The sequence below is a fragment of the Pseudescherichia sp. genome, assembly GCF_031998825.1.
Classification (GTDB): Bacteria; Pseudomonadota; Gammaproteobacteria; order Enterobacterales; family Enterobacteriaceae; genus Pseudescherichia.
Window position 1 is genome coordinate 60,134 of sequence record NZ_DAMACX010000025.1, and the last position, 9,878, is coordinate 70,011.

The following is a 9,878-nucleotide window of genomic DNA, read 5'->3' on the forward strand; positions in this document are numbered from 1 at the left end:
TTGGATTACGACACCCGACCCTAATGTCACCCTGGTTTAGGATCTTTGGGAGGAAGCATGGCAACAAGAATTGAATTTCACAAGCATGGTGGCCCTGAGGTATTAAAAGCGGTGGAGTTCGCTCCTACCGATCCGGCAGAAAACGAGGTGCAGGTCGAGAACAAGGCCATTGGTATCAACTATATCGACACCTACATCCGTAGCGGCCTCTATCCGCCACCGGCGTTACCAAGCGGTCTCGGTACGGAGGCAGCAGGCGTAGTCAGCAAAGTAGGTAAAAACGTTAGCCACATTAAAGCGGGCGATCGGGTGGTCTATGCCCAGTCGGCGCTGGGGGCCTACAGCTCGGTGCACAACGTACCTGCGGATAAAGTGGCTATTTTGCCGAATGCGATCTCCTTTGAGCAAGCGGCAGCCTCGTTCCTGAAAGGGCTAACGGTCTTCTACCTGCTGCGTAAAACTTACGAGATCAAGCCGGACGAGCCGTTTCTATTCCACGCGGCAGCGGGCGGCGTGGGGCTGATCGCTTGCCAATGGTCCAAGGCGCTGGGCGGCAAGCTGATCGGCACGGTGGGCAGCGCGCAGAAGGCGCAGCGGGCGTTGCAGGCTGGCGCATGGCAGGTGATTAACTACCGCGAAGAGAGCATCGTTGAGCGCGTTAAGGAGATCACTGGCGGTAAAAAAGTGCGCGTAGTCTATGACTCGGTAGGCAAAGATACCTGGGAGTCATCGCTGGACTGCCTGCAACGTCATGGTCTGATGGTTAGCTTCGGCAACGCCTCTGGCCCTGTCACCGGCGTTAACCTTGGCATTCTCAACCAGAAAGGCTCCCTCTATGCAACCCGCCCTTCTCTACAGGGTTACATCACTAACCGTGAGGAGCTTGAAGAGGCCAGCAACGAGCTATTTTCACTGATTGCCAGCGGCGTGATTAAGGTCGACGTGGCGGAAGAGCAGAAGTTCCCGCTGGCGGAGGCGCAGCGCGCGCACGAGACGCTGGAGAGTCGCTCAACCCAGGGATCGAGTTTGCTGATCCCCTAAAAGAATTAGGGCTTCACTGTAAAAACAGGGAAGCCCTTTCTTTTTTTAGTTCGGCTGCATGTAGGGTACAGCTCGATGAATTCTAAGACGCGCAATAGTGACAGATTCGATACCTAAATCCTATGCGGTTTGGCTGAACCTGCCAGAGAAAAGTGCCAGGTTGTGATCAAGACCGCATTACTTAATAACGCCAGCGGCTATTACGCTGATACAGCGGCAGTTTTGGTTTTTTCACCGCCCGGATAACCCAGACGATGGCCACCGCCAGCAGGAGCCAGGGCAACAGCTTAAACATCAACGCAAACAGCCCGCCGACAAACATTAGCGCCGTTGCCACCGCCAGGGCGACGATAATGCCCAGCAGCGAGACGCCTGTCACCAGCAGCATCATAAAAAATCCAATTACAAACAGTAGTTCAAGCATGGCGCTTCCCCCTCAATAGTTACCTAGGGTATTACAAGAAACGTGCCAGAATGTAATCCATTGATAATAAAGAAAAACGCCCCGCAGAGCGCTGCGAGGTGTGGTGAATTTAGCTAACTTTTAGCGAATTTTTAACGTTTGTCCGCGACCAGCTTCAGCGCCTGCTCCAGCACGTTAATATCTGCCCCGGCCTTATGGGCGTTTTCACTCAGGTAGCGACGCCACTGGCGCGCGCCGGGAATGCCCTGGAAAAGGCCCAGCATATGGCGAGTGATATGCCCGAGATAGGCGCCGTTGCTCAGCTCACGCTCAATATAGGGATACATGGCCCGCACCACCGCAACCGGATCGGCATCGTCACGCGCTACGCCAAAAATCTCACGGTCAACCGCGGCCAGAATGCCCGGGTTTTGATACGCCTCGCGCCCCACCATCACCCCGTCCATATGCTCAAGATGCGCTTTCGCCTCTTCCAGCGATTTAATGCCGCCGTTGATCGACATGGTCAGGTGCGGGAAGTCGCGCTTAAGCTGATAGACGCGCGGGTAATCCAGGGGTGGGATCTCGCGGTTCTCTTTTGGGCTGAGTCCGGAGAGCCAGGCCTTACGGGCATGAATAATAAACGTCTCACACTCGCCCTTGCCGGAAACGGTATCAATAAAACTGCAAAGGAATTCGTAGCTATCCTGATCGTCAATGCCGATACGGGTTTTCACCGTCACCGGGATTGAGACCACGTCGCGCATGGCTTTGATGCAGTCCGCCACCAGCTGCGCATTGCCCATCAGGCAGGCACCGAACATGCCGTTCTGCACGCGATCCGAGGGGCAGCCAACGTTGAGGTTGATCTCATCGTAGCCGCGAGCTTCCGCTAGCTTCGCACAGTGGGCCAGCTGCGCCGGATCGCTCCCGCCCAGCTGGAGCGCCACGGGATGCTCCTTATCGCTGTAGGCCAGGTAGTCGCCTTTGCCATGAATAATCGCCCCGGTAGTCACCATCTCGGTATAGAGCAGCGTCTCCCGCGACAGCAGGCGCAGGAAATAGCGACAGTGGCGGTCGGTCCAGTCGAGCATGGGCGCGATGGAGAAGCGGTGGGCGGCGAAGGCGGTAGCGGGCGTGACTGGCGGCATAGCGTACGTTTTTTCATCAAAATGGAAAAGGGGCGCTACTATAGCATACTCATTTCGACTGAACAGCCCGCCGGAGACATTGCGCCTCCGGCGGGTGGATCATCAGAACGTCAGGCTGAGCTGTGCGTAATTTTCCAATTTATCTATATTGGACAACTCACTTGCATCCCACCTATTTTTGTATAAAATTTTATACAAAATGGAGGGTTTATGTCAGTGAAGACAACAGCGCTTAAAGAGAAAGATATTGTATGGTTAGGCTCCTCACGCGAGGATCTACTGGCTTTTCCTGTAGAGACCCGTAAAGAAGTCGGTTACCAATTACACAGCATTCAATTCGGCATTGAACCGGCAGACTGGAGACCCTTTTCAGAAATGGGTCCAGGCGTTAATGAAATCCGGGTACGTGATATCAGTGGGATCTATCGTGTCATGTATGTAGCAAAGTTTGAGGATGCTATCTATGTTTTGCATAGTTTTCAGAAAAAAACGCCGCAAACGAGTAAGTACGATAAAGATATCGCTAAGATGCGTTACAACACACTGATTCAACAGCGGAGAAACAGAAAATGACCGCAAAAATAGAGACTGAAGTTCGTCATATCACCCCTGCAGGAGGCAATATCTTTGCTGATTTAGGCTTTGACGAACAGGATGCAGCAGAACTTCATGCTGACTCCTTACGCAAAATTGAAAACACACTCGCTATCAAAGAAAAATTGATGGAAGAGATTACCGTCTGGATTTCTGATAAGAACCTGAAACAGGCTGACGTTGCCACTGTTTTACATATTTCACGTCCCCGCGTCTCGGACGTGGTAAACAAAAAGACCAGTAAATTTACTATTGATGCGTTAGTAAATATGTTAAGTCGTATCGGTAAACCCGTTCGGGTCTCTGTCGGCTAAGCCTGAACAGCCCGCCGGAGGCATTGCGCCTCCGGCGGGTGGATCATCAGAACGTCAGGCTGAGCTGTGCGCCTGCGCCCCAGGTTTCATCTTCACCGTACAGGCCCATCAGGTCGACGTGAACGCGGTTAAACGGCGCAAAACCGATACCGGCGGTGGCGACGTTGCTGTCGTCCCCTTTCACATCGGCACGGTAGCCCGCCCGCACCGCCAGCCAGTCGAGCGGACGCACTTCGGCACCGACGCCAACGTACTGGGAGGCCTCTTCGCTCTTGAAGCCTTTGGTCTCGGTCAGATCGCCGTCGGCGCTGAGAGTAACCAGATCCGTATGCCACGCCAGCCCTGCGGTGACCACCGGGCTGATCTGGTAGGTGTCTTTGTAATTACGAACCTCGCCGGTGCGGCCGTTGCGGATCTGGATATCTTTAGTATTAATATCACGAGAGATCAGGTTCTGCCCGCTCAAGCCCACCGTCCAGTTATCACCAAAGTCAGCGGCAATACCGGCATCGACGTTGAAGCCGGTATCGTCATTACGATAGCGGCTGCTGTTGAAGTCGCTGCTGTCGTAGTCGTAGATGGAGGTGGTGTAGTTGAACAGCCAGGTTTTTTGCAGCTTCGGCGTTACGCCGATAGAGACCGGCACATCACCAAACTGGAACTGACGCGCCACGGCCACACCGTAGTCGGAGACGATAGCGGCCCGTCCGGAGGCGGTGGAGTTCAGGTTACGGGTGATAATATCCGAATTGCTACCGAGTGCAGTGAGCCCAGCATCTACAAGGATCTGGTCACCGCGCAGGTAGTCAATATCCTGCTGATCGACGTTAGAGCTGACCCGGGCGTGAGCATACGCCTTCGCCACGAAAGCAAACGACAGCACGTCGTTAGGAATGCTTACCGCAATACCGGCTCCCGCATTGGCGCGAGCGGTTTTGCCATCGAGAAACTCCAGCTCATCGGCTAAATCGGTCGCCGCGCCGCGTACCTGATTAATGGTTCCCGTTGGGTTGGTAATGAACTGGGCAAAGGTCAGGTTGTCGATAACGTTGTCGTAGTAGTCGACTTTGTCGCTAATATCATCGATTTCATCCTGCAGATTGTCTTTATCGCTAATCTGCGCCCGTACGCTCGGCAGGATGACCGTCACGTTATCGTCTGGTTTAGCTTTAGCCAGCAGCGCCGGGTTAATCAGTACGCCGCTGCCGTAGCTGGCAGACGCCACACCTGTTCCGCCCATTGCATCGCTACGCGCTTCTGCCCAGGTATTTGCTGCCCCTGCCTGAGTGACTACCCCAAAAGAGACCGCAAGTGTTACCACTGAAAGTTTAAAAATTTTTTTCACAGTATGCCCGTCTTATTGATCAAAGGTCGATTTATGCCCTGCCAGTTATCGCCTGGCGAGAGGTGAACTATTGCTGTGAAAAGCGATGCTAAATGCGGCTATTTCATTTTTTGTGCCGCATGAGGATATATTTATTGGTAACAAACTGCGTCTTTTTATAAACGCTATTTACTTATAGAGGAGGAAAATCGTTTGGGGAAGGTTTTCTGACGTGCACGGCGGAAATTTAAGGTAAATGCCAGGGTGGCGATCCTCGTTGAGAATGAAGGATCGCCCGGATCTCGGCGTTTGCCACAGGATATGATAAAGTAACGGCTTCAATGTTATTACATCACGTAACCTAAGGATGCCCTATGGATAAGACCATTTCGCAGCAGATGCTGGCACATGCTGAGACGCTGTGCGTGCAACGCAATGTGCGCCTGACCCCGCAGCGCCTTGAGGTTCTGCGTCTGATGAGCCTCCAGCAGGGCGCAATCAGCGCCTACGATTTGCTTGATCTGTTGCGCGCCTCCGAACCCCAGGCTAAGCCGCCTACGGTTTATCGTGCGCTTGATTTTCTGCTGGAGCAGGGATTTGTCCATAAGGTTGAGTCGACCAACAGCTATGTGCTGTGTCACCTTTTCGATCAGCCTACCCATACATCAGCAATGTTTATCTGCGATCGTTGTGGCGTGGTGAAAGAGGAAGCGGCTGAAGGGGTCGAGGATATTATGCATGCCCTGGCGGCAAAGATGGGTTTTGCGCTACGACATAACGTCATAGAGGCGCACGGACTTTGCGCAGCGTGCTCGGAGGTGGAAGCCTGCCGTCATCAGGGCGAATGCCAGCACGATCACAGCATTTTGGTGAAGAAAAAACCGCGTTAAGCGCAGCGTGGGCGAGTAGAGTCGGTACATCCTTGTACCGTCGGGCAGGGTAGTCAAGCTACTTATCTAACGTGATTACCAGCGATAGTCGTTACGGGTTTCCCATTCGCCAACTTCTTTCTCGGCCTGGTCTTTCTGATAACCGTAACGTTCTTGAATTTTACCGACCAGCTGATCGCGTTTACCTTCAATAACGGTCATGTCATCATCCGTTAATTTACCCCATTGCTCTTTCGCTTTACCTTTGAACTGTTTCCAGTTACCGCCGACTTCGTCTTTATTCATAATGGTATCCTCATCATCGTTCGGTGTTGAATAGCAATATTCGTTGGTCCTTCGTTACGTTCTTTATCTGCTGAACGTGATAATAATTGTAGCTAAGGATTTTCTAAGCTGGGGATTATTCGGAATATTTAACCATTCAGGAGCGAACAGACAACAGGAAGGTGAGGCTAAAAGAGGTGGAAAAGAGAGAAGAGGAAAAACATTAAGAAGCGCTGTGACAGCACAATGTTAACTGCCACAAGCACTTATATGATATCAGAGCCACTCGCCGTTGCGAATAACACCTACCGCCAGCCCTTCAATGCTGAAGTTCTGCTGACGAAGGTCAACAACGATAGGATCGAAGTCGCTGTTTTCCGGTAGCAGCTGCACGGTGTTACCCTGCTTTTTCAGCCGTTTTACGGTCACTTCGTCGTCAATACGCGCCACGATCACCTGCCCGTTACGCGCTTCCTGGGTCTTATGTACCGCCAGCAGATCGCCATCCATAATACCAATGTCTTTCATCGACATTCCGCTAACGCGCAGCAGGAAATCAGCGCTGGGCTTAAACAGCGATGGATCGACCTGGTAGTGACCTTCAATATGCTGCTGCGCCAGCAGCGGCTCACCGGCAGCAACGCGGCCGATCAACGGCAGGCCATCTTCCTCTTCCTGCAGCAGCCGGATCCCGCGCGATGCGCCGGAAACAATCTCAATAGCGCCTTTGCGCGCCAGCGCTTTCAGGTGTTCTTCCGCCGCGTTTGGGGAACGGAATCCCAAACGCTGTGCAATTTCAGCACGCGTCGGCGGCATGCCGGTCTGGCTGATGTGATCGCGAATGAGATCAAACACCTCTTGCTGCCTGGCTGTTAACGCTTTCATCCCGCCCCCTGGGTGTATATACAGTTATGCTGTGAGTATATACAGCAAAAACCGTTTTTGAAACCAAATTTTGAGCAAATCTGCCCCGCAAGGCCGATTTTGCGCGCCTTAGCGGTAATATGGCCAAAGCAGGATGCCCCAGGTCGCCAGGGCTAACAGAATGGACATCAGCACGGCTGCCGAACCCATGTCTTTTGCCCGACCGGAAAGCTCATGAAAATCAGTGCCGATACGGTCAACGACCGCCTCGATCGCGCTGTTCAAAATCTCCACTATCATTACCAGCACAACGGACCCAATGAGCAGCACGCGCGTAATAGCGTCTACATCGAGCCAGCAGGCGATGACAACGGCAAGGATCACCGCAACGGACTCCTGGCGGAAAGCGGCTTCGTTGAGCCAGGCAGCGCGAACGCCCTTCCATGAGTAGCCTGCTGCTTTAATGATTCGAGTTAAACCAGTGGTATTATTGGCCATCAAAAGAACCTTTTTACGTAATTATCGTCAATGTCTATGCGAGCGTACCGAGGTACAAAAGATATTCTGCGCGCTTTCTGATATTCTTGCGGCGCAATGGCATTATTAACCAGAGGCTTCACATTGTTTATGTCCGGCTGGCCACGAATTTACTACAAATTACTGAATTTACCATTAAGCGTGTTGGTAAAAAGCAAGTCGATTCCGGCAGAACCTGCCCAGGAACCTGGACTCGATACCTCACGCCCTATTATGTACGTTTTGCCTTATAACTCGAAGGCAGACTTACTGACGCTGCGTGCCCAATGTCTGGCGCACGAGCTGCCCGATCCGCTTGAACCGCTGGAGATCGACGGCGCGCTGCTGCCGCGCTACATCTTTATTCATAGCGGCCCGCGTGTCTTTAGCTGGTACACGCCGAAAGAAGAGTCCGTTAAGCTGTTCCATGACTATCTGGATCTCCACCGTAACCACCCGGATCTGGACGTACAGATGGTGCCGGTATCGGTGATGTTTGGCCGCTCGCCGGGGCGCGAAAAAGGCGAGGTGAACCCGCCGCTGCGCATGCTGAACGGCATCCAGAAGTTCTTCGCCGTCTCCTGGCTGGGTCGCGACAGCTTTGTGCGCTTTTCGCCGCCGGTCTCCCTGCGTCGGATGGCCACCGAGCACGGCACGGATAAAATCATCGCCCAGAAGCTGGCCCGCGTAGCGCGCATGCACTTTGCCCGTCAGCGCCTCGCTGCCGTGGGCCCGCGTCTGCCGGCACGCCAGGATCTGTTCAATAAGCTGCTGGCGTCAAAAGCGATTGCCCGAGCGGTAGAGGACGAAGCGCGCAGCAAAAAGATCTCTCACGAGAAAGCCCAGCAGAACGCTATCGCCCTGATGGAGGAGATTGCCGCTAACTTCTCCTACGAGATGATCCGCCTGAGCGACCGTATCCTCGGCTTTACCTGGAACCGGCTCTATCAGGGCATCAACGTGCATAACGCCGAGCGGGTGCGCCAGCTGGCGCACGACGGCCATGAAATTGTCTACGTGCCCTGCCACCGTAGCCACATGGACTACATGCTGCTCTCCTATGTCCTCTATCACCAGGGACTGGTACCACCGCATATTGCCGCGGGGATCAACCTCAACTTCTGGCCTGCCGGACCGATTTTCCGCCGCCTCGGGGCGTTCTTTATTCGCCGTACCTTCAAGGGCAACAAGCTCTACTCCACGGTGTTCCGTGAGTACCTGGGCGAGCTGTTCAGCCGCGGTTACTCCGTCGAGTACTTCGTCGAGGGTGGGCGCTCGCGCACGGGCCGCCTGCTGGATCCGAAAACCGGTACCCTGTCGATGACCCTGCAGGCTATGCTGCGCGGCGGCACCCGCCCTATCACCCTGGTACCGATCTATATCGGCTACGAGCACGTGATGGAGGTTGGCACCTACGCTAAAGAGCTGCGCGGCGCGACCAAAGAGAAAGAGAACGTCTTCCAGATGCTGCGCGGCCTGAGCAAGCTGCGCAACCTCGGCGAGGGCTACGTTAACTTCGGCGAACCGCTGCCGCTGATGAACTACCTTAATCAGCACGTGCCAGAGTGGCGCGAGGCGATCGATCCGATTGAGGCAATACGTCCGGCCTGGCTGACGCCGACGGTTAACACCATTGCTGCCGAGCTGATGGTGCGTATTAACAACGCAGGCGCGGCAAATGCCATGAACCTCTGCTGTACCGCGCTGCTGGCCTCGCGCCAGCGCTCGCTGACCCGCGAGCAGCTCACTGAGCAGCTGGACTGCTACCTCGATCTGCTGCGCAACGTGCCCTACTCGCCTGACGCCACCGCTCCGGCGGCGAGCGCCAGTGAGCTGATCGCCCACGCGCTGCAGATGAACAAGTTTGAGGTAGAGAAAGACACCATCGGTGACATCATCATTTTGCCGCGCGAGCAGGCGGTGCTGATGACCTACTACCGTAACAACATCGCGCATATGCTGGTCCTGCCCTCCCTGATGGCGGCCATCGTGACCCAGCATCGCCAGATCTCTCGCGAAGAGCTGCTGCGCCACGTCGATGTGCTCTATCCGATGCTTAAGGCAGAGCTGTTCCTGCGCTGGGATAACAGCGAGCTGCCGGAGGTGTTGAACGCCCTGATCGCCGAGATGGTGCGTCAGGGTCTGCTGGTGGATAAAGACGACCGCCTCTATCTCAACCCGCAGCGCTCACGTACCCTGCAGCTGCTGGCGGCCGGTGCGCGCGAGACGCTGCAACGCTACGCCATCACCTTCTGGCTGCTGAGCGCTAACCCGGCCATTAACCGTGGCACGCTGGAGAAAGAGAGCCGCACCCTGGCCCAGCGCCTGTCGGTGCTGCACGGGATTAACGCGCCGGAGTTCTTCGATAAAGCCGTGTTCAGTACCCTGGTGCTGACCCTGCGTGACGAGGGATACATCAGTGATACCGGGGATGCCGATCCGGCTAAAACTATGCAGGTCTACCTCCTGCTGGCGGATCTGGTGACGCCTGACGTGCGATTGACCATTGAGAGCGCG

11 protein-coding genes are annotated in these 9,878 nt (G+C 54.6%); 5 read left to right on the forward strand and 6 right to left on the reverse strand.

Annotated features, from left to right (window positions below):
- Nucleotides 1-57: 57 nt before the first annotated feature.
- Complete coding sequence (locus RTP97_RS13075; protein ID WP_312414268.1) at nucleotides 58-1,041, forward strand: quinone oxidoreductase; 984 nt, start codon at nucleotides 58-60, stop codon at nucleotides 1,039-1,041.
- A gap of 181 nt (nucleotides 1,042-1,222) precedes the next feature.
- On the opposite strand, the gene pspG is transcribed toward RTP97_RS13075, so the two are convergent.
- Together pspG and dusA are read right to left on the reverse strand one after the other, a co-directional pair.
- Nucleotides 1,223-1,465: an envelope stress response protein PspG gene (pspG, locus tag RTP97_RS13080; RefSeq protein WP_042388868.1), complete on the reverse strand. Its 243-nt coding sequence runs from the start codon at nucleotides 1,463-1,465 to the stop codon at nucleotides 1,223-1,225.
- A gap of 131 nt (nucleotides 1,466-1,596) precedes the next feature.
- On the reverse strand, nucleotides 1,597-2,595 hold the full coding sequence (dusA, locus tag RTP97_RS13085; protein ID WP_312414271.1) for a tRNA dihydrouridine(20/20a) synthase DusA: 999 nt from the start codon (nucleotides 2,593-2,595) through the stop codon (nucleotides 1,597-1,599).
- A 210-nt stretch (nucleotides 2,596-2,805) separates the two neighbouring features.
- Between dusA and RTP97_RS13090 the strand changes: the two genes are divergently transcribed.
- Together RTP97_RS13090 and RTP97_RS13095 are read left to right on the forward strand one after the other, a co-directional pair.
- On the forward strand, nucleotides 2,806-3,168 hold the full coding sequence (locus RTP97_RS13090; protein WP_312414273.1) for a type II toxin-antitoxin system RelE/ParE family toxin: 363 nt from the start codon (nucleotides 2,806-2,808) through the stop codon (nucleotides 3,166-3,168).
- Nucleotides 3,165-3,503 (forward strand): XRE family transcriptional regulator, encoded by a 339-nt coding sequence (locus RTP97_RS13095; protein ID WP_312214150.1) that lies wholly within the window; start codon nucleotides 3,165-3,167, stop codon nucleotides 3,501-3,503. The genes RTP97_RS13090 and RTP97_RS13095 overlap by 4 nt, the downstream gene beginning before the upstream one ends.
- A 46-nt stretch (nucleotides 3,504-3,549) precedes the next feature.
- Here the strand turns inward: RTP97_RS13095 and RTP97_RS13100 are convergent, their stop codons facing one another.
- Nucleotides 3,550-4,848, reverse strand: a complete 1,299-nt coding sequence (locus RTP97_RS13100; protein WP_312414275.1) for a conjugal transfer protein TraF — start codon at nucleotides 4,846-4,848, stop codon at nucleotides 3,550-3,552.
- 353 nt (nucleotides 4,849-5,201) lie between these two features.
- On the opposite strand from RTP97_RS13100, the gene zur reads away from it, so the two are divergent.
- The gene (gene zur, locus RTP97_RS13105) at nucleotides 5,202-5,717 is read left to right on the forward strand and encodes a zinc uptake transcriptional repressor Zur (RefSeq protein ID WP_312414278.1); all 516 of its coding nucleotides are present in this window, start codon (nucleotides 5,202-5,204) and stop codon (nucleotides 5,715-5,717) included.
- A gap of 75 nt (nucleotides 5,718-5,792) precedes the next feature.
- Here zur and RTP97_RS13110 read toward each other — a convergent pair whose 3' ends face one another.
- From RTP97_RS13110 to RTP97_RS13120, 3 genes are all read right to left on the reverse strand, one after another.
- Entirely contained in the window at nucleotides 5,793-6,002 is a 210-nt protein-coding gene (locus tag RTP97_RS13110; protein WP_064324434.1) for a CsbD family protein, read from the reverse strand.
- A gap of 255 nt (nucleotides 6,003-6,257) precedes the next feature.
- Nucleotides 6,258-6,866 (reverse strand): transcriptional repressor LexA, encoded by a 609-nt coding sequence (gene lexA, locus RTP97_RS13115; protein WP_312214157.1) that lies wholly within the window; start codon nucleotides 6,864-6,866, stop codon nucleotides 6,258-6,260.
- A 108-nt stretch (nucleotides 6,867-6,974) separates the two neighbouring features.
- Entirely contained in the window at nucleotides 6,975-7,343 is a 369-nt protein-coding gene (locus RTP97_RS13120) for a diacylglycerol kinase (protein WP_312414281.1), read from the reverse strand.
- Nucleotides 7,344-7,472: 129 nt separating this feature from the next.
- On the opposite strand from RTP97_RS13120, the gene plsB reads away from it, so the two are divergent.
- A partial coding sequence (gene plsB / locus RTP97_RS13125) for a glycerol-3-phosphate 1-O-acyltransferase PlsB (protein WP_312414283.1) occupies nucleotides 7,473-9,878 on the forward strand: 2,406 nt, incomplete at its 3' end.